Genomic DNA, 26,244 nt, shown 5'->3' with positions numbered 1-26,244 from the left:
GTGTGCGCGATCGGGCGGGCCTTCGCGTTGCGCGCGCGCAGCAGGCTGCAAGAATGGCGAGTGGCCGCCTCAGCCGCCCAGGTGATCCGGGTCGTCTTCCTCGGTCTCGCCCTGGCCGCCGCTGGGCGGCACGCCATTGGCGGGCACCACCAGCACGTCGGCCAGGTCGGGGCTGAAGCCGCCCAGCGTCGGGTCCTTGGCCAACTCGTCCAGGATGGCCATGGAGGCGTGGTAGCCGATCTTCTGGATGTAGCCGCCCGACTTGGTGGCGATGCCGCCGCGCAGTTCCAGCAGCACCGAGCCTGAGCCGAGCAGGCCATAGGCGTTGCGCGAGATGCCGGGCTCGGTGCCGCCGGGGTAGCGGCTCAGGTTGGCATAGGGGTACTGCGCCAGCTTCTGCGCAATGACGACGACCACCCGCTTGGCCATGGTCTGGCCGGCGTTGAAGCGGGCCAGCGCCGTCGGGTCCACCGCTTGCAGGCGCACGGCCGTGTCGACCGCGGTGGGATAGAGGGTGGAGGCCGTCACCATCTGGCCGTCATGCACCCGCGTGCCCTGGTGGTGCATGTCCAGCGCCATCACCGGCTTGTACTGGTCGTTGAGCCAGCGCACGTTCTTTGCCTCGGGCACCGGGTTGCCCTCGGACACCAGGTACGGGCCCTTGCTGTCGATGTCCTTGGTTTCGCAACTGGTGACGCCGGTCGTCAGGTTCGGGTAGTTCGGATTGTCGAAGGGGCACTCGGGCCGGAAGGCGTGGTAGCGGTTGATGTCGTAGCCGCGCCCGCGCGTGTAGAAGGCCGGCAGCGGGTTGACGGTGAAGCGCGGGTCGTAGTTCTGCCGCCAGGGCACGGTGTTGCCGCTGGCATCGGTGAGCGGCGTGCCGTCGGGCTTCTCGCCGTCGAAGCCGTCGACATTCACGCGCGGCACCACGACCACGGTGAGCGAGTTGCGGATCACCTGCGAGGCTTGCGAGTTGTTGGCCAGGTCGCGCACCAGGTTCACGGCCGAGTCGCTGGTTTCCATCTCGTCGCCGTGCTGCTGCGCGATGATCAGCGCCGCGGTCGGGCCCTTGCCGATCACCACGTAGGGCACCTTCCGGCCGGTGTTGCTGGTGTACGGCGCGTAGTGCAGGGTGGCGGCGCCTCCGGAGGTGTGCACCGCGCTCTCCAGCGCCTTCAGCAATTGGTCGTAGCTTCGCAGCGAAGCGAGGCTGCTGTTCTCGCCGCTCGGACCGTTCGGAATGGTGCTGGGCTGGGCCCACCCAAGGCCGGCAAGCAGCGCCGTGGCGGCACCGATGGCGGCGATTCGTACAACTTTACGCATCACGAACTCCTCTTGGACTTGCTCTTGTTGCCCGGCCGGAGCGGCAGGGTGACGGATGCTAGGCCGGCCGCCGGGCCCGGCCATCAAAGCCCGGGACCGTCAAATGGTCGAATTTCACATTCGAATGGCCGACTGGACATCGTGGTATTTGTCACGGGTGCTTGTAGCAAACATCACGTAGTGTGATACTTGTTGCATGAACTCCTGGCTGGTCCTCACCGCCTCCCTGCCCACCTCGCCGAGCGGGTTGCGGGTGCGCATCTGGCGCTCGCTCAAGGCCACCGGCTGCGCCACCTTGCGCGATGGCGTGTACATCCTGCCTGCGCAGGCGCCGACAGCTCCATGGCTATGGCGCATCGAGCAGGCGATCCGCGAAGGCGGCGCCGAGGCCCACATGCTGGAAGTGAAGGCGCGCGACGCGGCGCAGGAGGCGCAGTTCCTGGCCCTGTTCGACCGCGCCGAGCAATACGCCGACCTGGCCCAAGCCATCAAGGAGGCGCGCAAGGCGCTTGCCAGGGCGGCCGAGCCGGACACGCGCAAGACCCTGCGCACGCTGGCCCAGCAGCTGCAGTCCATCCAGGCGCTGGACTTCTTTGGGGGCAAGGCCGCGGCCGCCGCGGCCGATTCATTGGAAGCACTGCGCCTGGAGGTGGAGCGCCGCTTCTCGCCCGGCGAGCCGGCAACGGCGCAGGTGCGCGGCATCGAGCGGCTGCGGCGCGAGGATTTCCAGGGCTGCAGCTGGGCCACGCGGCAACGCCCCTGGGTCGACCGGCTGGCCAGCGCCTGGCTGATCCAGCGCTTCATCGACCAGGCGCCACGCTTTCTCTGGCTCAAGGATCCGGCCAAGGCGCCCAAGCGCGCACTGGGCTTCGACTTCGACGGCGCCCGCTTCACGCACGTGGACGGCAAGGTCAGCTTCGAGGTGCTGGCCATGAGCTTCGGCCTGGCCGAAGACGCCGGGCTGCGTCGCCTGGGCGAGCTGGTGCACTACATCGACGTGGGCGGCAGCCCAGTGGACGAGGCCGTCGGCATCGAGACCCTGGTGCGCGGACTGCAGGCCCAGCATCCGGACGACGACGATGCCCTGCTGGCCGCTGCTTGCAGCCTGTTCGACACTCTTTACACCGGGCTGGCCGCACTGGCGAGCCGTCCTTCATGAACACCACCACCACAACGACCCCAGCCGACGGCAGCGAAAAAAGCGAGCAGGCACCCGCGGCAGTGAGCTTTGCCGAGGCCTTCCGCTTCTGGCTCAGGCTGGGCTTCATCAGCTTTGGCGGACCGGCCGGGCAGATCGCGATCATGCACACCGAGCTGGTGGAGCGCCGCCGCTGGATCAGCGAGAAGCGCTTCCTGCACGCGCTCAACTACTGCATGGTGCTGCCGGGGCCGGAGGCGCAGCAGCTGGCCACCTACATCGGCTGGCTGATGCATCGCAGCTGGGGTGGCATCGTGGCCGGCGCATTGTTCGTGCTGCCTTCGCTCTTCATCCTGATCGCGCTGTCCTGGATCTACCTGCGCTTTGGCGATGTACCGCTGGTGGCCGGCATCTTCTATGGCATCAAGCCGGCGGTGACGGCGCTGGTGGCGCATGCGGCGCATCGCATCGGCAGCCGCGCGCTGCGCAACGGCTGGATGTGGGGCATCGCGGCCGCGGCCTTCGTGGCGATCTTCTTCTTCGACACGCCCTTTCCGGCCATCGTGCTGGCGGCCGGCCTTGTCGGGCATTTCGGCGCACGCTGGGCGCCGCAGGTTTTTGCGCTGGGCGGCGGCCATGCGAACGGACTACAGCGCTATGGCCTCGCGCTGATCGACGACGACACGCCCACGCCCACGCATGCGCGCTTCTCGCGCGGCCGATTGCTCCGGCTCGTCGCCTTCGGCCTGGGGCTCTGGGCGCTGGCGATGGGCGCGCTGCTGGCGACGCAGGGCTGGCAGGGCACGCTCACGCAGATGGGCTGGTTCTTCACCAAGGCGGCGCTGCTCACCTTTGGCGGCGCCTATGCGGTGCTGCCGTACGTCTACCAGGGCGCGGTGGAGCAGCACCACTGGCTCAGCGGCGCGCAGATGATCGACGGGCTGGCGCTGGGCGAGACCACGCCGGGGCCGCTGATCATGGTGGTGGCCTTCGTCGGTTTCGTCGGCGGCTGGCTGCAGCAGGTGCTGGGGCCCGATGCGCTGTTTCTGGGCGGCGCGCTGGCGGCCAGCGTGGTGACCTTCTTCACCTTCCTGCCTTCCTTCCTGTTCATCCTCATCGGCGGGCCGCTGGTGGAGGCCACGCACGGCAAGCTGGGCTTCACCGCGCCGCTGTCGGCCATCACCGCCGCGGTGGTGGGCGTGATCCTCAACCTGGCGCTGTTCTTCGGCTACCACGTGCTGTGGCCCCAGGGCTTTGGCGGGCGCTTCGACGCGCTGTCGGCCCTGATCGCGCTGGGCGCCGCCGTGGCGCTGTTTCGCTTCAAGGTCGGCGTGATGCCGCTGCTCGGCGCCTGCGCGGCCGTCGGGCTGCTGGCGACCTTGCTGTTGCCGCGTTGACGATGAGGAGTGTGGCGATGAACGCCCTTGTGCAACAAGACGACAGCACGCGGATGGAGCCGGCCATGGCGCTGGCGCTGTCTGCCAACTTCGGCAGCGTGCAGCGCTGGCGCGAATCCTTTGTCGCGCTGGGCCGGGCCTTCGGCGGCGGACCCGGCTGCCTGGCGCTGGTCTTTCTGCCGGCCCAGGGCACGCTGGAACATCGGTGGGCGGCGGACGCCCAGCATGCGGCAGGCGACGGAGACGTGATCCTGTCGTGCAGCTTCGCGGGTTCGCCGCTGGATGAATTCGTCGACGCCATCGACTGGGCCCAGGTGTATGCGCGCTACCAGCAAGCGGTGCATGCGGCGAGCGAAGCCTTTGGCGCTGCCCAGGAGGAGCTGGCCGAGGTGGCGCAAGCGCCGCTGCTGCTGGACGTGCGGCGTGCCGGCGTGTTCGAGAACGCTGCATCGGTGATCCCCGGTGCCAGCTGGCGCGACCCGGCCGCCGTGTCCGCCTGGGCCGCCGAGCTGCCGCGCGATCGCACGCTCATCGTGTACTGCGTCTATGGCCACGAGGTCGGCCGCAGCACCGCGCTGCGCCTGCGCGCCGCCGGTGTGCCGGCGCGCTTCCTGCGCGGCGGCATCGACGGCTGGCAGGCCGCAGGCCGCGCGCTGGCCCCCAAGGCCGTGGTGGGAGAGGCGCCGTGAAATGGGTGACGCGCGAGCGGCCCAAGATCGACCGCATTGCCTGCCCCTGGCTGATCTTGCGCTTCATCGATGCGAAGGCGCAGTTTCTCTTCGTGCCGGCCAAGGACGTGATGCGCGTGGCTGCCGAAAGCGTGGCGACGCCCTACGACATTCCCGGCGTGGAGATGAGCCACGTCGGCGAGTCGTGCAGCTTCGATGCCTTCGTGGCGAAGTACCAGCTGGCCGAGCGCGAGCCGGCCCTGGCGCGGCTGGCGGCCATCGTGCGGGGCGCCGACACGTCGCGGCTGGACCTCACGCCGCAGTCGGCCGGCCTCTACGCCATCTCGCTGGGCCTGTCGCGCGTGTTCGCGGACGACCACGAGATGCTGCGGCACGGCCTGGTGCTGTATGACGCGCTCTTCGCCTGGTGCCGCGAGGGGCAGGGCGAGACGCACAACTGGCCGCCGTACGGATGACGCTCACTCCTGCAGCGGCTGCGCCACCGTCACCGCCTGCCAGGGCCCGCTGGACCGGCCGGCCAGGGCGGCCCAGTACCAGGCCGAGCTGTCGGTGAAGGCGCTGCCATCGGCGCCGGCGATGTGCTCGCATACCTTCAGGCGCTGGCCGCCGGCGCGCTCGGCGATGAAACAGCGCGAAAGCCGCGCACCGCCGTCGCCCTGCCGCACGAGGCGCTCGTCGCGGATGCGAAAGCCCAGGGCGCGGTAGCAGTCGCTGGCCGGATGCAGCATGCGCGTGGGTGCATCGACCCGGCGCAGCACCACGGTCTGGTGGCCGTCGGTCAGGCGCGCGATGGTGCCGGGAAAGTGCTTGGCAAAGCGCTGCTCGACATCGCTCAGCGCCAGCGGACGCAGCGGCGCGCCGTCCCATTGCGCAGGCCATTCCTGAAAAAGGGCGCGCGCCTCCTGCACGGGGGCAGCGGGAGGCGCACGCCAGGCATGGACGGCCGACCAGGCGATGCACAGCAGCATGGCCAGCGCAAAGGCGGCCTTGTGGGTGATGCGGTTGATGAAGCGGTTGCCGAACAGCTGTTCGAAGGAGGTGCCGAGGTTCATGACAAGCGGCGCCTTCAGTGTTGTGCGGCGTGGGCCGTCAGGCGCTGCGCCGCCATTGCGCGTCGGGGCGTCGACACCGGCAACAGGAGCCAGGCGATCGCCGCGCACACCGCTGCCAGCAGCGCCAGCCCGATCGCTTCGTGCAGCCAGGGCGCCAAGGCGAGGCCAGCGCCCTCGAAGGCCACCAGCACGCTGTTGCGCAGGATGTTGCCGGCCAGCACGACGAAGCCCACCAGCGGCAGCCGCGCGAGGAAGTGGCGGTTGCTGCGTCCGGCCCACAGCGCCAGCGCGCAGGCGACGAAGTAGCCGCACCAGGCCATCTGCACGCCGGAGCAGGGCGCGTCGACGATCACCAGGCGACCGTCGACGATCAGGCTGGCCGCTTCGCGCTGCACCTCGAAGGCAGGTGCCAGCAGCCAGCGGCTGGCTTCGGCAGTGATGACGCGCAGCGGAAAGCCGGCATAGAACTGCAGCGAAGACAGCAAGGGCAGCGCCAGCACTGCCAGGCCGAGCACCGGCGCCGCCGCCACGCGCCTGGGCAGCAGCGCCAGAAGGCATGCGGCGAGCGCCAGCACGGCGACCAGGCCAACGGCCAGCGGCGGCAGGGCGGGCAAGGGGCCGATTCCGCTGCGCAGCACCGTGGCGGCCAGGGTGCCCAGGCTGGCCAGTGCCAGCCAGCCCAGGCGCGGCGCGCAGCGCAGTTCAAGGCGCAAGGTCCAGACCAGCCCGGCGAGCGCGGCCAGGGCCAGCAGGCCCAAGGGGTCGTCGGCGCCATCGGCCAGGCGGCGCGCCATCCACCACCAGGTGGGAATTAGTGCGGCCGCCTGCAGGGCGATCCAGCCGAAGGCGGGGGCGCGGTCGATGCGGATGAGTTCATCGAACAGGCGCGGATGGCGCTGGGCCAGGGTGGAGAGAGTCATCTTTTTTTCCTTCAACTCGTCAGTCGTCGTTCGTCGTGGCGGCGTGCGCGCCGACGCAGCATGGCCAGCATCGACAGGAGCACGGCGAGGGCGCCCAGGCTTTCGGGTTCCGGCGTGCCGGGCACCTCGGCGCCGCTGGCGGCACTGGGCAATGCGAGCTCGCTCACGCCCTTGGGCAAGGGCAGCGGCTGGTCGACGCGGGTGCTGTCTTGCGGCGCCGTGTTGCGCACCCGCTGGTCCACCGCGATGAAGCTGGTGTATTGCGTGAGCAGGCCGTAGCGCAGGCCCAGCTCGGTGATCGACTCGCGCAGATTGCTGCCGCCTTCCAGCGCCTCCTGGTCCGACAGCGCGGCGATGCGGTGGCGTGCCCACAGGCTGCGAAGCGCTGCCGCGTCGGGCCGCAGGCTGGCGGCGTCCACCGCGAGCTGCTGGCGCCAGGGGCCTTCGGCGCTCTGGCCTTCGATCACCAGCCGACCCTGCGGCTTGCCGCGCCACTTGCCGAACAGCACGACCGGGCGCTCGCCCAGCACATCGGGCAGGGCTTGCGGCTCCACGTCGTAGACCTCCAGGCCCTGGAAGCGGGCGCGCACGTGGGTGAGCAGGGGCGACTCGACCATGCGGCGAAAGCGCGCGGCCTCGCGCGGCGCCTGCATCGGGTCGGTGATGACGAAGGGCTCGCCCATGCCGGCGCGCGCCAGCCCTTCGATGAGGTGCCGGTTCACCGAACTGCCGATGCCGAAGGCAAACAGGTTGGCCTGCGACAGGTTCCTGCGTACCAGCTCGAAGGCCTCGCGCTCCACCGTCACGTAGCCGTCGGTCACCACCACCACTGTGCGCGACACCTTGTCGGCCTTGGGCTCGTCGTAGGCGCGGCGCAGGGCCGGGACCAGTTCGGTGCTGCCGCCGCCGCTGTAGCGCGTGATGACTTCGACCGCCTGCTCAATGTTGGCGCGGCTGGCCGGTACCGAATGCGGCGACAGCATCCGGCTGCTGCCCGAGAAGAGCAGCACGTTGAAGGTGTCACTGGGCCGCAGGCCGCTGAGCAGGCGCTCCAGCATGGCCTTGGCGGTGTCCAGCGGAAAGCCATGCATCGAGCCCGAGATGTCGACCACGAAGATGTAGTCGCGCGGCGAGACGGCTTCGGCCGCCACCGAGCGCGGCGGTTCGACCATCGCGAGGAAGAAGTTCTCGGCGCCCGGGCCCTGGCCGGGGTAGAGCATCAGGCCCGATTCGATGCGCTCGCCGGCCAGCCGATAGTGCAGCACGAAGTCGCGGTTGTTTGCGGCCTCGGCTGAAGGCGCCAGCGCGATCTGCGCGCGCTTGTCGCCCTCGCTTTGCTGCACCTCGATCGCATGGGTCAGCGAGCGCACGTCCTGCAGCGCGATCGGGGAGTCGATCGCCGCCTTCAATGAGAAGGCGGTGTTGGAGGCTTCGCCGGCGCGCAGGATCGGCTGCGCCACCCACTGGGCTTGCGCCAGTTCGGAGCGCGGGCTGTTGTAGCGCGGCCCCACCACCGTCGGAAAGACGAACTGGTAGCGGCCCGCCTGCGGCACCAGGAGCTCGTTGTAGCGCAGCTCCACCTGCACCTCGTCGCCCGGCAAAATGCTGGCCACCTTCATCTGGAACACGTTGGGCAGGTGCTGCTCCAGGAGAGCGGCGGTCTTGCCCTGCTGACGGGCAGCGTCGTAGTCCTTGCGGGCCTGCTGCTTCTCGCGGATCTGCGCCTCGATCACGCGGTCGGCCAGGCGCACCGTGAGCCCGTTCACCGCGGCGCGGGTGGAGCCGGGAAAGACATAGCTCGCCTCGACGGTGCGCGTGCCTTCATTGCGGTAGGTCTGGGTGACGCGCACGTCGGCGATCACGCCGGCAAGCTTCACGTCGACGGTGGTGCGCTTGAGCGGCAACGCGTCCACCGAGGGGTCGTCGCTCTTGACGAAGAAATAGGGGCTCTCGGTCTTCTGGCGCGGGGCCTGGCGCTCTTGTTGCGCATGCAAGGGCCTGGCGACCAGCAGCGCAAAGCAAAGGCAGGCCAGGGTGAACGTGGTCAGCCAGAGCCGGCGGCCGTGGCGTTGTGGAGATTCCATTTCTTCGTCCTCTTCTTCTTGTCCATGGAAAGCCGTGCAACGGTGCACGGATGCCACTGTGGAAGCCGGATTCGAAGGCCGTAGGAAGGCTTTTTGAAACGCCTTATCCTTGTGTGAAGTCTGTGTGAAGTCCAGCCGCCAGAGACTTCACACGAGCTTCGGGCGGCGCGGCGAGCATCGATGCCTCGGAGAGAGATAGAAAGTACCCAAGCTGTGCCCGACCAAAAAGCAAAACCCAAGGCTAAAAAGGCCTTGAACAACAACAAACCCATCCTGAAGTGGGCCGCCCTGGCGCTGGGCGGCCTCGTGCTGGCCTGCGTGCTGGTGGTGGGCGTTGCGGTGGCCCTGATCTACCCCAGCCTGCCGGACGTCAAGCAGCTGGCCGACTACCAGCCCAAGCTGCCATTGCGCGTGCTCACGTCAGATGGCGTGGTGATCGGCGAATTCGGCGAGGAACGGCGCCAGCTGGTGCCGCTGGATCAGATTCCCAAGGTGATGAAGGACGCGGTGATCGCGGTGGAAGATGCGCGCTTTTACGAGCATGGCGGCATCGACACCATCGGCCTCGCGCGTGCCGTGCTCAGCAACATGCTGCATGGCATGCGCCAGGGTGCATCGACCATCACGCAGCAGGTGGCGCGCAATGTGTACCTCACATCCGAGCGCACCTTCAGCCGCAAGCTGCGCGAGGCGCTGATCGCGCTGCAGCTGGAGAACGAGCTCAGCAAGGACCAGATCCTGGAGATCTACCTCAACCAGATCTACCTGGGCCAGCGCGCCTACGGTTTTGCCGCCGCGTCGGACGCCTACTTCGGCAAGCCGCTGAAAAGCATCACGCTGGCCGAGGCCGCCATGCTGGCCGGGCTGCCGAAGGCGCCGGGCGCGAACAACCCGGTGGTCAACCCACGTCGCGCACGGGCCCGCCAGCTCTACGTGCTGGACCGCATGGAATCGCTGCGCTTCGTCAGCGCCGAACAGGTGAGCCAGGCCAGGGAAGAGAAGCTGCAGCTGCGCGGCGTGAACGATCCGGATCGCCCGCACGCCGAGTACGTGGCCGAGATGGTGCGCCAGCAGATGGTGGCGCAGTACGGCGACAGCGCCTACACGCGCGGCCTGACGGTCAGCACCACGCTGGTGGCGAGCGACCAGGCCGCGGCCTACCAGGCGCTGCGCCGCGGCATCCTGGACTACGAGCGGCGCCAGCCCTGGCGCGGCCCGGAACAGACGGTGAAGGTGCCGCAGGACGCCGCCGGGCAGGACGATGCGGTCGAAGACGCGCTGGCCGCGCATCCGGACGATGGCGAGGTGCTGGCGGTGGTGGTGCTGGAAGCCAGCTCCAAGCAGCTGGTGGTGGTCGGCCGCGATGGCGAGAGCCTGAAGATCACGGGCGACGGCCTGCGCCTGGCGCAGGCAGGCCTGTCGGCCCGGGCCGATGCGCGTCAGCGCATTGCGCGCGGCGCCGTGCTGCGCGTCAGCAAGAACGCCAAGGGCGCCTTCGAGGTGGTGCAGCTGCCGGAAGTGGAGGGTGCCTTTGTCGGCCTCGATCCGCGCGACGGCGCCATCAAGGCGCTGGTGGGGGGTTTCGATTTCGGCCAGAACCAGTTCAACCACGTGACCCAGGCCTGGCGCCAGCCGGGCTCCAGCTTCAAGCCCTTCATCTATTCGGCCGCACTGGAAAAAGGCTTTGCGCCTTCCACCGTGGTGAACGACGGGCCGCTCTTCTTCGACCGCGGCACCACCGGTGGCCAGCCCTGGGAGCCGAAGAACTACGACGGCAATTTCGAAGGGCCGATGACGGTGCGCCATGCGCTGGAGAAATCCAAGAACATGGTGACCATCCGGGTGCTGCAGTCGATCGGCACCAACTACGCGCAGGAGTGGTCGGGCCGCTTCGGCTTCGATGCCGACAAGCAGCCGCCCTACCTGCCGATGGCGCTGGGCGCAGGCTCGGTCACGCCGCTGCAGATGGCGGTGGCCTATGGCGTGTTTGCCAATGGCGGTTTTCGCGTCAGCCCCTACCTGGTGAGCAAGGTGGTGGAGCGCGGCGACAAGGTGCTGTTCGAAGTCAAGCCGCCGGTGCTGGACGAGAGCATTCGCGCCATTCCGGCGCGCAATGCTTTCGTGATGAGTACGCTGCTGCAGAGCGTGGTGCGCAGCGGCACGGGCTCCAAGGCCTACCAGGCCCTGCGGCGCGACGACCTGTACGGCAAGACCGGCACCACCAACGATTCCTTCGATACCTGGTTCACCGGCTTCCAGCCGAGCCGCGTGGGCGTGGTCTGGATCGGCTACGACCAGCCACGCCAGCTGGGCGTGCGCGGCGAGACCGGCGGCAGCCTGAGCCTGCCGGTGTGGACCGGCTACATGCAGCGCGCGCTGCGCGGCGTGCCGGTGGCCAAGTCGGGCGTGCCGCAGGGCGTGGCCTTGATCGACGGCGACTGGTACTACGACGACTACCCGCCGGGCCGGGCCGTGGCCACCCTGGATGTGGAGACGGCTCCGGGCTTCGGCGGCCCGGGTGTTCCGCCGGGCGCGGTGCCCGGTTTTGGCGGCAATCCGCCGGCCGAGGCGATGGTGGGAGCGCCACCGTCTGCGCCTGCGCCGGCGCAGGCGCCTGATCGCAACTGGATCCTGGACTTGTTCCGCCGCTAAGGGCCGTTACAGGCCGCTCGAGGCCGCCTCGCGGGAGCGCCTTCAGCTCAGGTGCTTGCCGACCAGGCCGGTCATCTCGAACATCGTGACCTGGTCCTTGCCGAAGATCGGGCGCAGCTTGGCATCGGCATTGATGTTGCGCTTGTTGGTGGCGTCCTGCAGGTTGTTCGCCTTGATGTAGACCCACATCTGCTTCACGACCTCGGTGCGGGGCATTGGCGTGGAGCCAATCACGGCGGCCAGCGCAGGGCTGGGCGTCAGGGCCTTCATGAAGGCGGCGTTTGGCGCGCGCTTTGCTGCGGGCGAAGTCTTCTTGTCAGCGGTTGTCATGGCAGGAATATCTTTCAGATGGCCTTGGCGTCGGTTGGACGTTGAGGCGAGGGTTGCGCAAAGTGTCTTGCGAAAAGTGAGCTCCACCGCGAAAGATGGCGCTTGCGATCGGCCGAGGATACCAAGGGTGCGGCGTGCGGCGTTCCGGCCGCATCAGCCGTGCGACAGCAGCGGCAGGCTCAAGGTTGCAATGGCGCCGCCGCGCGGCGCATTGGCCAACTCGATGCGGCCGCGGTGCAGGATGGCGATCTCCTTGACGAAGGCCAGGCCCAGGCCGGTGCTCTTCTTCTGGCTGTGCGGGCGGGCCAGCGAATAGAACTTCTCGAACACCTGCTCGCGCGCGTAGTCCGGAATGCCCTGGCCGTGATCGCGCACCGTGATGCGGGCCTCGCGCGCGCCCACGTGCAGGGCCAGCGCCACCTCGGCGCCGGGCGGCGAGAAATCGATGGCGTTGTCCAGCAGGTTGCTCACCGCGCGCCGCAGCAGGAAGGGGTCGCCCTCGACGTTGGCATTGCTGTCGATGGCGACATGCAGGCGGATCTGGCGCGCTGCCGCCGCTCCTTGTGCGCTGGCCGCCACGTCGTGCAGCAGCGGCGCCAGCGATACCGTCTCGCTGCGCTCCAGCGCGCGCTGCGTTTCCAGCGTGGTGAGCTCCATCATGCGGTCGACGATCTCCTGGATGCGCTGCGTCTCGCCGGCGATGTTGGCCAGGAAGTGCTCGCGCTCGGCCTGCGGCATGGAAGGCTCCTGCAGCAGCTCGGCCGCCCCGCGGATGGCCGACAGCGGGCTCTTGATCTCGTGGGTGAAGGTCTGGACGTAGTCGGCCACGTAGCTGCGGCCGGTGAAGGCGTCGCGCATTTCGCGCAGGCCGCCGCGCAAGGTGTCGACCGCGCGCCGCGTCATGCGCGAAACGCTCCAGCTGCGCTGCTGCCGCAGCCAGCGCAGGTAGTCCGAGATCAGGCCGAAGGGCCGCACCAGCCAGACCGACATGATGAGCGCCAGCATCAGCAAGGCAACCGCCGAGCCCACGCCCACCCACAGCGTGCGCGCCCGCGCGTCCTGCACGAACTGGCCGAAGCTTTGCACCGGCTTGCCCACGCTGACCACGCCGACGATCTCCTCGCCCCAGCGGATCGGCGCCGCCGCATACATCACCGAGGTGAGCGGATCGCCGGCCAGGTCGCGCGTGGTGCGCGCGCCGTACAGGCCGCTGAGCGCGCGGCTGACGTCGCTCCAGCTGGAATAGTCCGCGCCCAGGTCGCGCCCGGTGGAATCGAAGATCACGCGCCCGCTGCGGTTGGTGACGTAGACGCGCAGCTCCACTTTGGTCTTGTGCAGGTTGTAGATTTGCGCCGAGAACTCGCGCGCGTAGACCGTGCGAAAGAGCGGCTCCAGCCGCTGCGTGTTGATGGCGCCGGCGATCACGTCCTGCTCCACCAGGCTGGCCATCAGCTGGGAGATTTCGACCAGCGATTCCTCGGCCGATTCGCGGTAGCGCGGATCGATGTCGGCCACCACGCGGTACAGCAGCAGGGCGATGCCGGCGAAGTAGATCAGGAGGATGGCGATGAAGATGCGGGTGCGCCGCGACAGGGCGCCGGCGCTGGCCTGCTGGCGCTTCCTGGCCGGCGTCGGGCTGCTCATTGCGCTTGCGCGGGCAGCTCTTCGTTGAGCGCGTAGCCGGTGCCGCGCAAGGTGCGGATCGGCTCGATGCCCGGCGCCACCTCGCGCAGTTTGGCGCGCAGGGTCTTGATGTGGGCGTCCACCGTGCGGTCGAAGCTGTCGCTGGCGTCGTCCCACACCAGTTGCAGCAGCTCCTCGCGGGTGAAGACGCGGCCGGGGCGCTGGATCATCAGGCGCAGCAGGCCGTACTCGTAGCGAGAGAGTTCCAGCAGACGTCCGTAATAGCGGATCTGCATGCGTTCGGCGTCCAGCACGAAGGGGGTCGGTGCTGCCGCGGCGGGGGGCGCGGCAGGCGGCGCCGGGGTGGCTGCTGCGCCGGCCAGCGCGCTGCCGCCGCTGCGGCGCAGGATGGTGCGCACGCGCGCCACCAGTTCGCGCGGCGAGAAGGGCTTGGCGATGTAGTCGTCGGCGCCAAGCTCCAGGCCGACCACGCGGTCGATTTCATCGTTGCGCGCCGTCAGGAACAGCATGGGCACGTCCGGCCCGCCGCTGGCGCGGCTCATGGACTGCAGGCGCTTGAACAGCTCGAAGCCGTTCATGTCGGGCAGGCCGATGTCCAGGATCGCGATGGCCGGCGGCGCGGCCTGGAACTGGGCCAGCGCCTCCTGCGCGGTGGCGCACCACACCGGCTCGAAACCGTCGCTTCTGAGCACGTACTGCAGGGTGTCTGCGATGCCGGGCTCGTCTTCGGCGATGAGGACGCGTTGCTTCAACGAAAGGGACATGGCCGGATGGTAGCGGGCGCCCGGCCGCCGCTGCGCTTAGGGCCTGTGAACAGGCCCTAACGCAGGTCGAAACAGCATCCCGCGTAGAAGGGCTTGTCGCCGCCCTCGACAAAGGGCACTTCGATGGGCTTGCCCTCGTTGCGCCAGCCATCGCGCCGCTTGTAGCCGGCATCGGCGAGTTCTGCCAGGAGCTCGTCATGGTGCTGGATGCGATAGGGGCAGACGGCAAAGCCGATGCTGTTCAGGGTGAACAGGGTGCGTTCGGGATGCACCGCGGCCGTGTTGACGATCACGCGCTTGGGCTTGACGGGCAGCGACGCCAGGATCTCGGAGATGCGCTGCGGCAGGTATTGCAGGCTGCCGGAGGCAAAGAGCACGTCGAAACCACTGGCATCGTGGAAATCGGTGGTGAAGGTCAGTTGCTCCGCGCTGCCGCGCTCGGTCGCCAGTTCGCGCCCGGTCTTCACCACGCCGGGCACGTCGCACACCGTCCAGCGCAGGTTCTCGGGGTGGCTGAGCACGCGCCGAAAGGCGTAGTACTTGATGCCGACGTGGCCGCCCAGGTCGAAGATGCTGCGCATTCCGTCTTCCAGCGAGCGCCCGATCCAGAACAGGGCCGGGTAATCGTAGAAGTAGATCTGGTGAGAGTAGAAGTCCCTGGCCTTCTCGGCGTTGTCGTAGCCGACGGCCTTGGCCGCCGGTGCGCCGGCCTGCGCCGCGGCAAAGCTCTCGAAGGAGCCCATGAAGAGGTGCTCGTGGGTGTTCTCGATGAACTTCTTGCGGTAGGCGGCTTGGCGGACCGCCGTCGGCAGCAGGCTCGAAAGCATGGGGACCTCCGGTGCAGGGTGGCCAAAGCGCCGATTCTGCAATCGGAAACAAAAGTATTCAAGCGATACGCGCGAGGTCGTCCAGGATGGGGCAATCAGGGCGCTGGTCGCCGTGGCAGCAGTGCACCAGGTGGGCCAGCGTGCGCTGCATGCCCTGCATGGCCGCGATGCGCTGCTCCAGCTCGTCCAGGTGGCTTTGCGCGATGCGCTTGACGGTAACGCTGGTGCGGCGCCGGTTGTGCCAGAGGCTGACCAGTTCCGCCACCTGCTCCATCGAAAAGCCCATGTCGCGCGAGCGCTTGATGAAGCGCAAGGTGTGCACTTCGGCCGCGCTGTACTGCCGGTAGCCGCTGTCGGTGCGATGCACCTCGCCCAGGAGGCCCAGGCTTTCGTAGTGCCGCACCATGCGGGTGGAGATGCCCGACAGGCGCGCCGCTTCGCCGATGTTCACCGGGGCGCTGCTGGTCATTGGGGTGCGTATCCGGCGGAGGCGATGGCTGCGGCCAAGGCTTCGCGCGGTTGCGCGCTGTCGACCTCGACCCGGCTGCGCGCCAGTTCGATCTGGACACGGGCCTGCGGGTCGAGCGCCAGTAGTGCATTCTGGATGGCGCTGGCGCAGTGGCCGCAGCTCATGCCGCTGACCTGGAATTGATGGTTGCTGATCATGGCGATACTCCTTTGCTGTGATTGGATGACTGGCAGTCTCAACCATGACATCGTGTCAAGGTCAAGCAATTTTCCATACGAGATGTCGGGGCTTGACATTCACATGATGTCAACGTTTAGCCTGAGCGCATGACAACATCACAACAAGCAACCCTCTTCAGTTCGGACCTGTCGGTCGGTGGCATGACCTGCGCCTCTTGTGTCAGCCGGGTGGAGCGCGCATTGCTGCGCGTGCCCGGCGTGCAGGAGGCGACGGTGAACCTGGCCACCGAATCGGCCCGCGTGATCGCCGCGGCCGCGCCCGACCTGGATGCCCGCCTGCGCCGCGCGGTCCGCCAGGCCGGCTACGAGCCGCGCGAAGCGGCCAGCGCCGGGGCTTCGGCGCCGGCGTCGCCCTGGGCCGGCTTCGCGCCGGTGGCCATCGGTCTGTTGTTGTCGGTGCCGCTGATGGCGCCGATGTTGCTCGAGCCGCTGGGCGTGCATGTGATGCTGCCCGCATGGCTGCAGTTCCTGTTGGCGGCGCCGGTCCAGTTCTGGCTGGGCGCACGCTTCTACAAGGCCGGCTGGCATGCGCTGCGCGCCGGCACCGGCAACATGGACCTGCTGGTGGCACTGGGCACCAGCGCCGCCTTCGGCCTGTCGCTGTGGCTGTGGTGGCGAGCGCCCGCGGATGCCATGCCGCATCTTTACTTCGAGGCGGCGGCAGTGGTGATCACCCTGGTCATGCTGGGCAAGTGGCTGGAGTCGCGTGCCAAGCGCCAGGTCACGTCGGCCATCCGCGCCCTGCAGGCCCTGCGCCCCGAGCTCGCGCACGTGATCGATGCCAAGAGCGGCAAGGAATCGGATGTGCCGGTGGCCGAACTGCTGGCGGGCGACCGCCTGTCGGTGCGTCCGGGCGAGCGGGTGCCGGCCGACGGCATGGTGCTGGAGGGTCGCTCGTCGGTGGACGAGTCCATGCTCACCGGCGAGCCGCTGCCGGTCGCCAAGGCAGCGGGCGAGGCACTCACCGGCGGCTCGGTCAATGGCGAAGGCCGGCTGCTGATGGAGGTGCGCGCCGTGGGCGCCGAGAGCGTGCTGTCGCGCATCATTCGATTGGTCGAGGACGCGCAGGCGGCCAGGGCGCCGATCCAGCGCATGGTCGACCAGGTGGCAGCCGTGTTCGTGCCCGTGGTGCTGGCCATTGCGGCGTTGACGTTCGGGGCCTGGCTGCTGATGGGTGCGGGTACCGAGGCGGCGCTGATTCACGCGGTGGCCGTGCTGGTGATCGCCTGCCCCTGTGCCCTGGGCCTGGCGACGCCGGTCGCGGTGATGGCGGGCACCGGCGTGGCGGCGCGGCGCGGCATCCTGATCAAGGACGCGCGGGCGCTGGAGCTGGCGCATCGGGTGGACACGGTGGCTTTCGACAAGACCGGCACCTTGACGCTGGGCAAGCCCACCCTGACGCAACTGCTGCCGCTGCACGGCGCCGACGCGCGCACGCTGCTGGCCGCCGCGGCCAGCCTGCAAAGCGGCAGCGCCCATCCCTTGGCGCGCGCCGTGCTCGATGCCGCGCAGGTACAAGGCGTGTCGCATGCGGCCGCGCGCGAGTTGCACTCGGTCGACGGGCGCGGCATGCGAGGCCGGCTGGAAGAAGGCGCGGGTGCCGGCGAATGGGCCCTGGCCAGCCTGCGCTGGTGCGAGGAACTCGGCGTGGCGGTGGACGCGCAGTCGCTGGCACCGCTGCAGGCGCAAGGTGCCACCGTGTCGGCGCTGCTGCGCTTCGATGGCGAAGGCGCGGCGCGCGCGCAAGCCTTGCTCGCCTTTGCCGACGAGCCCAAGCCCGGCGCGGCCCAGGCCGTGGCCCGGCTGCGCGCACGCGGCCTGCGCGTGGTGATGATCTCCGGCGACAACCGGCGGGCCGCCCAGGCGATGGCCGCGCGCGTCGGCATCGCAGCTGAGGACGTCCGCGCCGAAGTGCTGCCGGGCGACAAGGCCGCGGCGGTGCAGGCGCTGCGCGCCGACGGTCACGTGGTGGCGATGGTGGGTGACGGCGCCAACGACGCGCCGGCGCTGGCCGCCGCCGACGTCGGCATCGCCATGGCCCACGGCACCGACGTGGCGATGGAAGCCGCCGGCATCACCCTGATGCGCGGCGACCTGTCGCTGGTGGCCGATGCCTTCGACGTGTCGGCCCGCACGGTGGCCAAGATCCGGCAGAACCTGTTCTGGGCCTTCGCCTACAACGTGGCCGGCATCCCGCTGGCCGCGCTCGGTCTGCTCAGCCCGGTGGTGGCCGGCGCGGCGATGGCCGCATCGAGCGTGAGCGTGATGGCCAATGCGCTGCTCTTGCGCCATTGGCGGCCGCAAGAGCAGGCGCCCTCCGATCAGGCGAGGGCGGGGTAGTCCGTGTAGCCCTTGGCGCCACCGCCGTAGAAGGTGCCCTTGTCCCAGGCGTTGAGCGGCGCATCTTCGCGCAGCCGGCGCACCAGGTCCGGGTTGGAGATGAAGGCCTTGCCGAAGGCGACCAGGTCGGCGCCGCCGGCCAGGGCCTGTTCGGCCAGCACCTTGTCGTAGCCGTTGTTTACCATCCAGGCGCCTTCACCGCCGGCTTTGCGGTAGGCGGCCTTGAGCGCGGCATAGTCGAAGGGGCGGTCTTCCAGTTCGCGCGGGCCGCCCGTGGCGCCTTCGATCACGTGCACGTAGGCCAGGCCGAGCGGGGCCAGCTCGCGCATCAGGTATTCGAACAGCGGCTGCGGATCGGCGTCATGCACGTCGTTGGCCGGCGTCACCGGCGACAGGCGGATGCCGGTGCGGCCGGCGCCGGCCGCCTGCGCCACCGCGCGGGCCACTTCCAGCAGCAGTCGGGCACGGTTCTCGATGCTGCCGCCGTAGGCGTCGTCGCGCTGGTTGCTGCCGGTCTTGAGAAACTGGTCCAGCAGATAGCCGTTGGCCGCGTGGATCTCCACGCCATCGAAGCCGGCGCTTTGCACCGCATGGCGGGCCGCCCGCTCGTAGTCGTGCACGATGCCCGGCAGCTCGCTGGCGGCCAGCGCGCGCGGCGCCGAGGTTTCGACAAAGGTCGGCACGCCGTCCTGGATCAGCACCGTCCGGGTGTTGGCGGTGATCGCCGAAGGCGCCACCGGCGCCACGCCGCCCGGTTGCAGCGCATTGTGGGAGACGCGGCCCACATGCCACAGCTGGGTGACGATCTTGCCGCCGTCGGTGTGCACGGCGTCGGTGACCTTCCGCCAGGCAGTCAGTTGCTCGGGGGCGTAGAGGCCCGGCACGTCGGCATAGCCCTGGCCCTGGTGGCTGATGGCGGTGCCTTCGCTGATCAGGAGGCCGGCGCTGGCGCGCTGGGTGTAGTAGGTGGCCGCGATGTCCTGCGGAACCGCGTTGGGCGAGCGGTTGCGCGTGAGGGGGGCCATGGCGATGCGATTGGCTAGCTGAAGATCGCCGGCCCGGACCGGGTCGAAAAGAGTGCTCATGTGGGGATTGCGGTGATTTGAAGGTTGCCTAGGGTAAACCCTAGCCCATCACCGCGCTGTCGCCTACTTGCCAAGCCCTTCGGCCTTCATGGCGGCCTGAACCGCCGGCCGCGCGGCCACGCGCTCACGGTAGGCCAGCAAATTGGGCAGGTCCGAGAGGTCGACGCCGGTGGGCTTGGCCCAGTTGGTCACGGTGAACAGGTAGCCGTCGGCCACGCTGAAGTGGTCACCCATCAGGTACTGCTTCCCCTCCAGCTGGCTGTCCACCCATTTCAGGCGCGAGGCCAGCTTTTCCTTGGCCAGCGGCTTGTAGTCCTCGGGCGTGGCGGGGCTGAACAGGGGGCTGAAGGTCTTGTGGATCTCGGTGCCGATGAAAGTCAGCCATTCCTGCAGGCGGTAGCGCTGCAGGGTGCCGTTGGCGGGTGCCAGGTTCTTGTTGGGCACCAGGTCGGCGATGTACTGCACGATGGCCGGGCCTTCGCGCAGGCGGGTGCCGTCGTCCAGTTCGAGCAACGGCACGTAGCCCAGCGGGTTGATGCCGTAGTAGTCGGTCCCGTCCTGAAGCTTGTGGCTCTTGGTGCTGGCCAGCACGGGCTCGAAGGCCAGGCCGGCTTCGTGCAGGGCGATATGGGGCGAGAGCGAGCAGGCACCAGGCGAGTAGTAAAGCTTCATGCGGAAAATCTCCTTGTATCAAAGAAAAAGGGCCGCTCGCATCCTAGCGATTTCAGGCCGAGGACTTGTCCTACGGGGCATTGCGCGGCGAGCCGATGCGGCGCGGGGCGGGTCGTGCCTACGCTGGGTCCATGTTGAAGTACGCCCTCATCTTTGCCTTGATCGCGCTGGTGGCAGGCGCGCTCGGCTTCACTGGCATCGCGGCGGCATCGGCGGGCATCGCCAAGATCCTGTTCGGCCTTTTCCTGGTGCTGGCCGTCATCTTCCTGGTGCTCGCCGCGCTCGGGGTGGGTGCCGTGAAAGACACCATCGATTGAACATGCCACCGCTATCTATTTCCTGGCTGCGTGGCGGACAGGGTCTGCCATCTTCGTGGCTGACGCCGGCGCAACGCGCGGTGCGCGTGCTGCAAGTCACCCGGGCCAACTGGCAGGTGGCGGCGCAGGCCGGGCGCCGCAGGCGCGGACGCGAGGCCGGGCGCGTGGCGATCGAAACGCTATCAAAACGATAGCAATCGATTCAGTAGGGGCGAGCATCCTGGCGGGGAAGGGTTGAAGGGGCAGGGGCGTGCGCAATGGGTCCCGGGCCATTAAAATTGCGGGTTCCCTTCGATCCGCAGCGCAAGCGTCATTTGCGCCCCTTTCCAATGCTCTACTCGCAAGAATTTGACGTCATCGTCGTTGGCGGTGGCCATGCCGGCACCGAGGCCGCGCTGGCCGCGGCGCGCATGGGCGCGCGCACCCTGCTCCTGTCCCACAACATCGAGACCCTGGGGCAGATGAGCTGCAACCCGTCCATTGGCGGCATCGGCAAGGGCCACCTGGTGAAAGAGGTCGACGCGCTGGGCGGGGCCATGGCCATCGCGACGGACGAGTCGGGCATTCAGTTCCGGATCCTCAATTCCAGCAAGGGGCCGGCCGTGCGCGCGACGCGCGCGCAAGCGGACCGCATCTTGTACAAGGCGGCGATCCGCCGCCGGCTGGAGAACCAGCCCAACCTGCAGCTGTTCCAGCAGGCGGTCGACGACCTGATGGTGGAGGGCGATCGCGTCGTTGGCGCCGTCACGCAGGTGGGCATCGCCTTTCGGGCCCGCACCGTGGTGCTGACGGCCGGCACCTTCCTGGACGGCCGCATCCACGTCGGGCTGGACAACTACCAGGCCGGCCGCGCCGGCGACCCGCCGGCGGTGAGCCTGTCGGCACGCCTGAAGGAGCTCAAGCTGCCGCAGGGGCGCCTGAAGACCGGCACGCCGCCGCGGCTGGACGGCCGCACCATCGACTTTTCCAAGTGCACCGAGCAGCCGGGCGATGGCATGCCGGGTGGAGCGACGGCGTCCATGCCGGTGTTCAGCTTCATGGGCCGGGCTGACATGCACCCGCAGCAGATGCCTTGCTGGATCACGCACACCAACGCCCGCACGCACGAGATCATCCGCTCGGGCTTCGACCGCAGCCCGATGTTCACCGGCAAGATCGATGGTGTCGGCCCGCGCTACTGCCCCAGCGTGGAAGACAAGATCAACCGCTTTGCCGACAAGGACAGCCACCAGATCTTCCTCGAGCCCGAAGGCCTGACCACCAACGAGTACTACCCGAACGGCATCTCGACCAGCCTGCCTTTCGACATCCAGTACCAGCTGGTGCGCTCCATGCCAGGCTTGGAGAACGCGCACATCCTGCGGCCCGGCTATGCCATCGAGTACGACTACTTCGACCCGCGGGCGCTGCTGAGCAGCTTCGAGACCCGGGGGATCAAGGGCCTGTTCTTCGCCGGCCAGATCAACGGCACCACCGGCTACGAAGAGGCGGCGGCCCAGGGCCTGTTCGCCGGCATCAATGCTGCGCTGCAGTGCCGGGGCGAAGAAGCCTGGCTGCCGCGCCGTGACGAGGCCTACCTGGGCGTGCTGGTGGACGACCTCATCACCAAGGGCGTGACCGAGCCCTACCGCATGTTCACCAGCCGGGCCGAGTTCCGGTTGCAGCTTCGCGAGGACAATGCCGACGTGCGCCTGACCGAGGCCGGCCGCAAGCTGGGCCTGGTGGACGACGCCCGTTGGGATGCGTTCTCGCGCAAGCGCGACGCTGTTTCACGTGAAACAGAGCGACTGAAATCCATCTGGGTGAACCCCCGCAACCTGCCGGCTAGCGAGTCGGAGCGGGTGCTGGGCAAAGCCATCGAGCGCGAATACAACTTGGCCGACCTGCTGCGCCGACCGGACGTGCGCTATGAAACGCTGATGTCCCTGGATGGTGGCAAGTACGCGGCCGGGGAGGGCGCCGGCTTGGGCGAAGTGGAGATCGAACAACTCGAGATCGCTGCCAAGTACTCCGGCTACATCAACCGCCAGCACGACGAGGTGGAACGCTCCGCCCATTTCGAGACCCTGAAGCTGCCGGCCGACCTGGACTATTCGCAAGTTCCGGCCCTGAGCATCGAAGTACGCCAGAAGCTCGGCAAGCATCGCCCGGAAACCTTGGGCCAGGCTTCGCGCATTTCTGGCGTCACCCCGGCGGCCATCTCATTGCTGCTGATTCATCTGCGCAAGGGTGGCTACCGCGCCTTTGCCGCGACGGCCGAAGCGACGGCCGAATGAGCGCCGCACGGCCGCCCGAAGGCGCGAAAGCCCCCTTGGGGGGCAGCGAGCCACACGCAGTGGGCGAGCGTGGGGGCAACGCTGCGGCAAGCGCCGCACGGCCGCCCGAAGGCGCGAAAGCCCCCTTGGGGGGCAGCGAGCCACACGCAGTGGGCGAGCGTGGGGGCAACGCATCGACGCGTGGTGCCCTCCTGCGCGAGGGCGCGCAGGCGATGGGCGTTGACCTGAGCGACGCGCAGTGCGCCAAGCTGCTCGCCTACGGCGACCTGATCCTGAAGTGGAACAAGGTCTACAACCTGACGGCCCTGCGCGATCCGGCCCAGGTGCTGACACACCATTTGCTGGACAGCCTGTCCATCATCGCCCCGTTGCACCATCAGTGCCCCGCGGCCACGCGCCTGCTGGACGTCGGTTCGGGCGCCGGTCTGCCCGGCGCCGTGATTGCCATCATGCGGCCGGAGCTGTCGGTCAGCTGCGTGGATGCCGTCGCCAAGAAGGCTGCCTTCATCCGCCAGGTGTCGGCGGAACTGGGTTTGCCCAATCTCAACGGCATGCACACCCGAGTGGAATCCTTGGGTGGCAGCTACGACGTGATCAGCTCACGCGCCTTTGCCTCTTTGGTCGATTTCTTCAATGGCTCCGCCCCACTGCTGGCGCCGGGCGGCGTCTGGATGGCCATGAAGGGCAAGCTGCCGAGCGACGAGCTGACTCAACTGCCGGCGGGCGTGGCGGTGTTTCACGTGGAACAACTTCAGGTCCCGGGCCTCGATGCCGAGCGCTGCGTCGTTTGGGCGCGAAAAAGCGAAGGCTAATCGCGCCTTCCGGGCCTCGAAGGCCCGCCATCCGCCGGTGGCTGCTTTAGACTCGAACGACTCCCCCAAATTTGATCGGACCCACCATGTTCGGCATTGCTGACTACGGCGCCTTTGTCGCCGCCATCGTTGTCTTCCTTCTCATCCCCGGCCCGGGTAATCTGGCGCTGATCACCTCGACGGGGAAGGGCGGCGTCAAGGGTGGCTTGGGCGCCACCATGGGGCTGATCCTGGGCGACCAGTGCCTGCTGTGGGCGGCTGTTGCCGGCGTGGCCGCGCTGTTGGCGGCCTATCCGACGGCCTTTCATGCTGTCCAGTGGCTGGGTGCTGCCTACCTGGCCTGGCTGGGCCTGAAGATGATCCTGGCCAAGCCGGGCGCTGCACCCATCCTGAACATTCGCCCGCGCCAGTTCCTGCGCCAGGCCTTTCTGATCACCTTGCTGAACCCAAAGGCCATCGTCTTCTACATGGCCTTCTTCCCGCTGTTCATCGACCCGGCGCAGCACCAGGGCTTCAGCACCTTCGGCGTCATGGCGCTGACCATTGCCGTGCTGACCTTCGCCTACGGCCTGAGCGTGGTGCTGCTGACGCACTTCCTGGCCGAGCGGATCCGCGCCAATCCCAAGATCTCGGGTGGGCTGGAGAAGCTGGCCGGCATCTTCCTGGTGGGCTTTGGCGTCAAGCTCGCCGTTTCCAGCTAACGGACGGCGATGGCACGCATTTTCTGTATCGCCAACCAGAAGGGCGGCGTCGGCAAGACGACCACCACCGTCAATCTGGCCGCCGGCCTGGCCAAGCTGGGCCAGCGCGTGTTGATGATCGATCTGGACCCACAGGGCAATGCCACCATGGGATCCGGCGTCGACAAGCGCCAGCTGGAGATGACCGTCTATGACGTGCTGCTCGAGTCCAGTTCGGTGGCCGAGGCCCGGATCAAGTCGGATCGCTTGGTCGAGGGCGGCTGCGGCTACGACGTGCTGGGCGCCAACCGTGAGCTGGCCGGCGCCGAGGTCGAGATGGTGGCGCTGGACCGCCGCGAAAAGCGCCTGCGCACCGCGCTGGCCGCGGTCGGTGCAGAGTACGACTTCATCCTGATCGACTGTCCGCCCAGCCTGAGCCTCTTGACCCTCAACGGCCTGTGCGCCGCCCACGGCGTGATCGTGCCCATGCAGTGCGAGTACTTCGCGCTGGAGGGCCTCACCGACCTGGTCAACACCATCAAGCAGGTGCACGCCAACCTCAACAAGAACCTGCAGATCATCGGCTTGCTGCGGGTGATGTTCGATCCGCGCATCACCTTGCAGCAGCAGGTGAGCGACCAGCTCAAGGCGCACTTCGGCGAGAAGGTGTTCGACACCGTCATTCCGCGCAACGTGCGCCTGGCCGAGGCACCGAGCTATGGCTTGCCGGGCGTGGTGTTCGATCCGCTGGCGAAGGGCAGCCAGGCCTTCGTCGCCTTTGCAGAGGAAATGATCGAGAAGATGCCCCCGGCACCGGCTCCCGGCTTCGCCCCCGAGCCGCCGGCGGCCCCCATCGTGCAGCCGGTTGCCCCCGTGCAAACTGCGACCCACGCCCCCGTCGAAGCCGAACAGAAATAACCCGCGCCTTGCCGCCCAGGCCTGGTTTGCTATCAATTTAATAGCGCGAATGAGCGATACCCAAGTCCTGCTGCTGCCCGGCTGGCAGAACAGCGACCCCGAACATTGGCAAAGCCGCTGGGAGACCCTGTACGGCGACAAGCGCGTCGAGCAGCACGACTGGATGCGACCGCTGCGCGGCGACTGGCAGGTGCAGCTGGAAGAAGCCGTGCTGGCCACCGACCGGCCGGTGGTGCTGGTTGCGCACAGCCTGGGTTGCGTTCTCGCCGCGGCCTGGGCCTTGCATTCGCGCCACACGCACAAGGTGCGCGGCGCGCTGCTGGTGGCCCCCGCCGACCTGGAGCGCGACGACCTGCGCCAGTTGATTCCCGGCTGGTCGCCGATCGGGCGCCAGCGGCTGCCCTTTGCGGCGCACGTCGTGGCCTCCAGCAACGATCCGTACAGCGACTTTGCCCGTTCGCGCCACCTGGCGGCAGACTGGGGCGCGCGCTTCTCCGATGTCGGTCCGCTGGGCCATATCAATGCCGAATCCGGCCTGGGCAATTGGCCCGAAGGTCGCCGTTGGCTGCAAGAACTCCAGCAATTGAAGAAAGATTGATGCAGAAGATGGTCACCAAGAAACCTAAGGGTCTGGGCCGCGGCCTGGAAGCGCTGCTCGGACCGGCCGCCGGCGCCACCACCATCGACGCGGCGGAAGAGGGCGGTGCGGCATCGCCGGGCAACCCCAGCAGCCTGGCGCTCGAGCGCATGGTGGCCGGTGTCTACCAGCCGCGCACCCGCATGGACGAAGGCGCGCTCTACGAGCTGGCCGAGAGCATCAAGGCGCAGGGCATCATGCAGCCGATCCTGGTGCGCCGGCTGGACGACGAATCGGCCCGCGCCAAGAATGCCGAGTTCGAAATCATCGCCGGCGAGCGGCGCTTCCGGGCCGCCAAGCTGGCCGGCCTGGCCGAGGTGCCGGTGCTGGTGCGCGACGTGCCCAACGAGGCCGCCGCCGCCATGTCGCTGATCGAGAACATCCAGCGCGAGGACCTCAATCCGCTGGAAGAGGCGCAGGGCCTGCAGCGGCTGGTGAGCGAATTCGGCCTCACGCACGAGCTGGCGGCGCAGGCCGTCGGCCGCTCGCGCAGCGCGGCCAGCAACCTCTTGCGCCTTCTCAACCTGGCGGCGCCGGCGCAGGAAATGCTCATGGCCGGCGACATCGACATGGGCCACGCGCGCGCGCTGCTGGCGCTGGACAAGGCCACGCAGATCACCGCAGCCAACCAGATCTCCGCCAGGAAGATGTCGGTGCGGGAGGCCGAGGCGCTGGTCAAGCGCCTGTCGGCCGAGTTCAGCCTCAAGTCCTCGCCGCGTCCCGCGCGTGGCGCCGCCGAGAAATCGCGCGACCTGCTGCGGGTGGAAGAAGAGCTGGCCGACCTGCTCACCGCCGAGGTGGAGGTGCGCGTGAAAAAGCGTAGCCGCCGCAATGGCAAGGTGGAGGAGAGCGGCGAGCTGGCCATCCACTTCGGATCGATCGAGGCGCTCAATGGCCTGATCGATCGCATCCGCCGAACGGCCTAGCGCCACAAAGCCGCGCGCCCTGGGCGCATGGGCAGTAGGCGGCGGCGCGGCGC

The 26,244-nt window shown here is 68.4% G+C and carries 26 protein-coding genes; 14 read left to right on the top strand and 12 right to left on the bottom strand.

All coding sequences use genetic code 11. The annotated features are described in order from the left end of the window. Positions 1–69: 69 nt before the first annotated feature. Positions 70–1,323 (bottom strand): M14 family zinc carboxypeptidase, encoded by a 1,254-nt coding sequence (locus tag ACIPRI_RS06535; protein WP_446620607.1) that lies wholly within the window; start codon positions 1,321–1,323, stop codon positions 70–72. 196 nt (positions 1,324–1,519) lie between these two features. On the opposite strand from ACIPRI_RS06535, the gene ACIPRI_RS06530 reads away from it, so the two are divergent. Genes ACIPRI_RS06530 through ACIPRI_RS06515 form a run of 4 tightly spaced genes read left to right on the top strand, consistent with a single transcriptional unit; the run spans position 1,520 to position 5,002 of the window. Continuing rightward, positions 1,520–2,482, top strand: coding sequence for a chromate resistance protein ChrB domain-containing protein (locus ACIPRI_RS06530; RefSeq protein ID WP_446620606.1), 963 nt, complete (start codon positions 1,520–1,522; stop codon positions 2,480–2,482). Then, a complete protein-coding gene (gene chrA / locus ACIPRI_RS06525; RefSeq protein ID WP_446620605.1) occupies positions 2,479–3,858 on the top strand; it encodes a chromate efflux transporter in 1,380 nt (459 codons plus the stop codon). Before ACIPRI_RS06530 ends, chrA begins: the two co-directional genes overlap by 4 nt. A gap of 17 nt (positions 3,859–3,875) precedes the next feature. After that, positions 3,876–4,547 (top strand): rhodanese-like domain-containing protein, encoded by a 672-nt coding sequence (locus ACIPRI_RS06520; protein WP_446620604.1) that lies wholly within the window; start codon positions 3,876–3,878, stop codon positions 4,545–4,547. Beyond that, on the top strand, positions 4,544–5,002 hold the full coding sequence (locus ACIPRI_RS06515; RefSeq protein WP_446620603.1) for a chromate resistance protein ChrB domain-containing protein: 459 nt from the start codon (positions 4,544–4,546) through the stop codon (positions 5,000–5,002). The genes ACIPRI_RS06520 and ACIPRI_RS06515 overlap by 4 nt, the downstream gene beginning before the upstream one ends. A 3-nt stretch (positions 5,003–5,005) precedes the next feature. Here ACIPRI_RS06515 and ACIPRI_RS06510 read toward each other — a convergent pair whose 3' ends face one another. From ACIPRI_RS06510 to ACIPRI_RS06500, 3 genes are read right to left on the bottom strand one after another with little or no spacing between them, the layout of a single operon-like run. Next, the gene (locus ACIPRI_RS06510) at positions 5,006–5,599 is read right to left on the bottom strand and encodes a hypothetical protein (protein WP_446620602.1); all 594 of its coding nucleotides are present in this window, start codon (positions 5,597–5,599) and stop codon (positions 5,006–5,008) included. 14 nt (positions 5,600–5,613) lie between these two features. Beyond that, a complete protein-coding gene (gene xrtQ / locus ACIPRI_RS06505) occupies positions 5,614–6,519 on the bottom strand; it encodes an exosortase Q (protein WP_446620601.1) in 906 nt (301 codons plus the stop codon). 11 nt (positions 6,520–6,530) lie between these two features. After that, positions 6,531–8,603 carry a VIT and vWA domain-containing protein gene (locus ACIPRI_RS06500; protein ID WP_446620600.1) on the bottom strand — a complete coding sequence of 691 codons (2,073 nt, stop codon included), beginning with the start codon at positions 8,601–8,603 and terminating at the stop codon, positions 6,531–6,533. 180 nt (positions 8,604–8,783) lie between these two features. On the opposite strand from ACIPRI_RS06500, the gene ACIPRI_RS06495 reads away from it, so the two are divergent. Further along, positions 8,784–11,255, top strand: coding sequence for a penicillin-binding protein 1A (locus tag ACIPRI_RS06495; protein WP_446620599.1), 2,472 nt, complete (start codon positions 8,784–8,786; stop codon positions 11,253–11,255). A gap of 42 nt (positions 11,256–11,297) precedes the next feature. Here the strand turns inward: ACIPRI_RS06495 and ACIPRI_RS06490 are convergent, their stop codons facing one another. From ACIPRI_RS06490 to ACIPRI_RS06465, 6 genes are all read right to left on the bottom strand, one after another. Continuing rightward, positions 11,298–11,585: an SWIB/MDM2 domain-containing protein gene (locus tag ACIPRI_RS06490; protein ID WP_446620598.1), complete on the bottom strand. Its 288-nt coding sequence runs from the start codon at positions 11,583–11,585 to the stop codon at positions 11,298–11,300. Between the two features lie 153 nt (positions 11,586–11,738). After that, positions 11,739–13,178, bottom strand: coding sequence for a two-component system sensor histidine kinase CreC (gene creC / locus ACIPRI_RS06485; RefSeq protein ID WP_446621062.1), 1,440 nt, complete (start codon positions 13,176–13,178; stop codon positions 11,739–11,741). Positions 13,179–13,225: 47 nt separating this feature from the next. Then, positions 13,226–13,993 carry a two-component system response regulator CreB gene (gene creB / locus ACIPRI_RS06480; RefSeq protein ID WP_446620597.1) on the bottom strand — a complete coding sequence of 256 codons (768 nt, stop codon included), beginning with the start codon at positions 13,991–13,993 and terminating at the stop codon, positions 13,226–13,228. Between the two features lie 56 nt (positions 13,994–14,049). Beyond that, entirely contained in the window at positions 14,050–14,820 is a 771-nt protein-coding gene (locus ACIPRI_RS06475) for a TIGR04325 family methyltransferase (RefSeq protein ID WP_446620596.1), read from the bottom strand. 58 nt (positions 14,821–14,878) lie between these two features. After that, a complete protein-coding gene (cueR, locus tag ACIPRI_RS06470) occupies positions 14,879–15,289 on the bottom strand; it encodes a Cu(I)-responsive transcriptional regulator (RefSeq protein ID WP_446620595.1) in 411 nt (136 codons plus the stop codon). Beyond that, on the bottom strand, positions 15,286–15,486 hold the full coding sequence (locus tag ACIPRI_RS06465) for a heavy-metal-associated domain-containing protein (protein WP_446620594.1): 201 nt from the start codon (positions 15,484–15,486) through the stop codon (positions 15,286–15,288). Before ACIPRI_RS06465 ends, cueR begins: the two co-directional genes overlap by 4 nt. Positions 15,487–15,615: 129 nt before the next feature. On the opposite strand from ACIPRI_RS06465, the gene ACIPRI_RS06460 reads away from it, so the two are divergent. After that, the gene (locus ACIPRI_RS06460) at positions 15,616–17,868 is read left to right on the top strand and encodes a heavy metal translocating P-type ATPase (RefSeq protein WP_446620593.1); all 2,253 of its coding nucleotides are present in this window, start codon (positions 15,616–15,618) and stop codon (positions 17,866–17,868) included. Here ACIPRI_RS06460 and ACIPRI_RS06455 read toward each other — a convergent pair. Together ACIPRI_RS06455 and gstA are read right to left on the bottom strand one after the other, a co-directional pair. Beyond that, positions 17,850–18,953, bottom strand: a complete 1,104-nt coding sequence (locus ACIPRI_RS06455; protein WP_446620592.1) for an alkene reductase — start codon at positions 18,951–18,953, stop codon at positions 17,850–17,852. The two genes, ACIPRI_RS06460 and ACIPRI_RS06455, sit on opposite strands and share 19 nt — an antisense overlap. 63 nt (positions 18,954–19,016) lie before the next feature. After that, positions 19,017–19,625: a glutathione transferase GstA gene (gene gstA, locus ACIPRI_RS06450; RefSeq protein WP_446620591.1), complete on the bottom strand. Its 609-nt coding sequence runs from the start codon at positions 19,623–19,625 to the stop codon at positions 19,017–19,019. Between the two features lie 131 nt (positions 19,626–19,756). Between gstA and ACIPRI_RS06445 the strand changes: the two genes are divergently transcribed. The 8 genes from ACIPRI_RS06445 to ACIPRI_RS06410 all read left to right on the top strand — a co-directional run bounded on the left by ACIPRI_RS06445 (position 19,757) and on the right by ACIPRI_RS06410 (position 26,191). Further along, positions 19,757–19,942, top strand: coding sequence for a DUF1328 domain-containing protein (locus ACIPRI_RS06445; RefSeq protein WP_446620590.1), 186 nt, complete (start codon positions 19,757–19,759; stop codon positions 19,940–19,942). Between the two features lie 2 nt (positions 19,943–19,944). Further along, on the top strand, positions 19,945–20,136 hold the full coding sequence (locus ACIPRI_RS06440) for a hypothetical protein (RefSeq protein WP_446620589.1): 192 nt from the start codon (positions 19,945–19,947) through the stop codon (positions 20,134–20,136). Positions 20,137–20,271: 135 nt separating this feature from the next. Further along, positions 20,272–22,218, top strand: coding sequence for a tRNA uridine-5-carboxymethylaminomethyl(34) synthesis enzyme MnmG (gene mnmG, locus ACIPRI_RS06435; protein WP_446620588.1), 1,947 nt, complete (start codon positions 20,272–20,274; stop codon positions 22,216–22,218). A gap of 212 nt (positions 22,219–22,430) precedes the next feature. Next, positions 22,431–23,030, top strand: coding sequence for a 16S rRNA (guanine(527)-N(7))-methyltransferase RsmG (gene rsmG / locus ACIPRI_RS06430; protein WP_446621061.1), 600 nt, complete (start codon positions 22,431–22,433; stop codon positions 23,028–23,030). A gap of 86 nt (positions 23,031–23,116) precedes the next feature. Beyond that, positions 23,117–23,731: a LysE family translocator gene (locus ACIPRI_RS06425; protein ID WP_446620587.1), complete on the top strand. Its 615-nt coding sequence runs from the start codon at positions 23,117–23,119 to the stop codon at positions 23,729–23,731. A gap of 9 nt (positions 23,732–23,740) precedes the next feature. Then, positions 23,741–24,628, top strand: a complete 888-nt coding sequence (locus ACIPRI_RS06420) for a ParA family protein (RefSeq protein ID WP_446620586.1) — start codon at positions 23,741–23,743, stop codon at positions 24,626–24,628. A 49-nt stretch (positions 24,629–24,677) separates the two neighbouring features. Continuing rightward, complete coding sequence (locus tag ACIPRI_RS06415) at positions 24,678–25,226, top strand: RBBP9/YdeN family alpha/beta hydrolase (RefSeq protein WP_446620585.1); 549 nt, start codon at positions 24,678–24,680, stop codon at positions 25,224–25,226. A gap of 8 nt (positions 25,227–25,234) precedes the next feature. Then, positions 25,235–26,191 (top strand): ParB/RepB/Spo0J family partition protein, encoded by a 957-nt coding sequence (locus ACIPRI_RS06410; RefSeq protein ID WP_446621060.1) that lies wholly within the window; start codon positions 25,235–25,237, stop codon positions 26,189–26,191. The last annotated feature ends 53 nt before the right edge of the window (positions 26,192–26,244 follow it).

It is taken from the genome of Variovorax sp. LARHSF232, assembly GCF_052871435.1.
Note: the sequence above shows the minus strand (reverse complement) of the source record. Positions and strands in the feature narration are given on the sequence as shown.

What these genes read in the sequence shown, in the direction of transcription:
- rsmG (WP_446621061.1), top strand. Translation starts at nt 22,431, where the DNA reads ATGGGCGTTGACCTGAGCGACGCGCAGTGCGCCAAGCTGCTCGCCTAC.
- gstA (WP_446620591.1), bottom strand. Translation starts at nt 19,625, where the DNA reads ATGAAGCTTTACTACTCGCCTGGTGCCTGCTCGCTCTCGCCCCATATC.
- ACIPRI_RS06440 (WP_446620589.1), top strand. Translation starts at nt 19,945, where the DNA reads ATGCCACCGCTATCTATTTCCTGGCTGCGTGGCGGACAGGGTCTGCCA.
- ACIPRI_RS06530 (WP_446620606.1), top strand. Translation starts at nt 1,520, where the DNA reads ATGAACTCCTGGCTGGTCCTCACCGCCTCCCTGCCCACCTCGCCGAGC.
- ACIPRI_RS06495 (WP_446620599.1), top strand. Translation starts at nt 8,784, where the DNA reads ATGCCTCGGAGAGAGATAGAAAGTACCCAAGCTGTGCCCGACCAAAAA.
- mnmG (WP_446620588.1), top strand. Translation starts at nt 20,272, where the DNA reads ATGCTCTACTCGCAAGAATTTGACGTCATCGTCGTTGGCGGTGGCCAT.
- ACIPRI_RS06490 (WP_446620598.1), bottom strand. Translation starts at nt 11,585, where the DNA reads ATGACAACCGCTGACAAGAAGACTTCGCCCGCAGCAAAGCGCGCGCCA.
- ACIPRI_RS06475 (WP_446620596.1), bottom strand. Translation starts at nt 14,820, where the DNA reads ATGCTTTCGAGCCTGCTGCCGACGGCGGTCCGCCAAGCCGCCTACCGC.
- ACIPRI_RS06460 (WP_446620593.1), top strand. Translation starts at nt 15,616, where the DNA reads ATGACAACATCACAACAAGCAACCCTCTTCAGTTCGGACCTGTCGGTC.
- ACIPRI_RS06425 (WP_446620587.1), top strand. Translation starts at nt 23,117, where the DNA reads ATGTTCGGCATTGCTGACTACGGCGCCTTTGTCGCCGCCATCGTTGTC.
- ACIPRI_RS06500 (WP_446620600.1), bottom strand. Translation starts at nt 8,603, where the DNA reads ATGGAATCTCCACAACGCCACGGCCGCCGGCTCTGGCTGACCACGTTC.
- creB (WP_446620597.1), bottom strand. Translation starts at nt 13,993, where the DNA reads ATGTCCCTTTCGTTGAAGCAACGCGTCCTCATCGCCGAAGACGAGCCC.
- ACIPRI_RS06410 (WP_446621060.1), top strand. Translation starts at nt 25,235, where the DNA reads ATGGTCACCAAGAAACCTAAGGGTCTGGGCCGCGGCCTGGAAGCGCTG.
- ACIPRI_RS06520 (WP_446620604.1), top strand. Translation starts at nt 3,876, where the DNA reads ATGAACGCCCTTGTGCAACAAGACGACAGCACGCGGATGGAGCCGGCC.
- ACIPRI_RS06420 (WP_446620586.1), top strand. Translation starts at nt 23,741, where the DNA reads ATGGCACGCATTTTCTGTATCGCCAACCAGAAGGGCGGCGTCGGCAAG.
- xrtQ (WP_446620601.1), bottom strand. Translation starts at nt 6,519, where the DNA reads ATGACTCTCTCCACCCTGGCCCAGCGCCATCCGCGCCTGTTCGATGAA.
- ACIPRI_RS06415 (WP_446620585.1), top strand. Translation starts at nt 24,678, where the DNA reads ATGAGCGATACCCAAGTCCTGCTGCTGCCCGGCTGGCAGAACAGCGAC.
- ACIPRI_RS06465 (WP_446620594.1), bottom strand. Translation starts at nt 15,486, where the DNA reads ATGATCAGCAACCATCAATTCCAGGTCAGCGGCATGAGCTGCGGCCAC.
- ACIPRI_RS06455 (WP_446620592.1), bottom strand. Translation starts at nt 18,953, where the DNA reads ATGAGCACTCTTTTCGACCCGGTCCGGGCCGGCGATCTTCAGCTAGCC.
- ACIPRI_RS06535 (WP_446620607.1), bottom strand. Translation starts at nt 1,323, where the DNA reads ATGCGTAAAGTTGTACGAATCGCCGCCATCGGTGCCGCCACGGCGCTG.
- chrA (WP_446620605.1), top strand. Translation starts at nt 2,479, where the DNA reads ATGAACACCACCACCACAACGACCCCAGCCGACGGCAGCGAAAAAAGC.
- cueR (WP_446620595.1), bottom strand. Translation starts at nt 15,289, where the DNA reads ATGACCAGCAGCGCCCCGGTGAACATCGGCGAAGCGGCGCGCCTGTCG.
- ACIPRI_RS06510 (WP_446620602.1), bottom strand. Translation starts at nt 5,599, where the DNA reads ATGAACCTCGGCACCTCCTTCGAACAGCTGTTCGGCAACCGCTTCATC.
- ACIPRI_RS06445 (WP_446620590.1), top strand. Translation starts at nt 19,757, where the DNA reads ATGTTGAAGTACGCCCTCATCTTTGCCTTGATCGCGCTGGTGGCAGGC.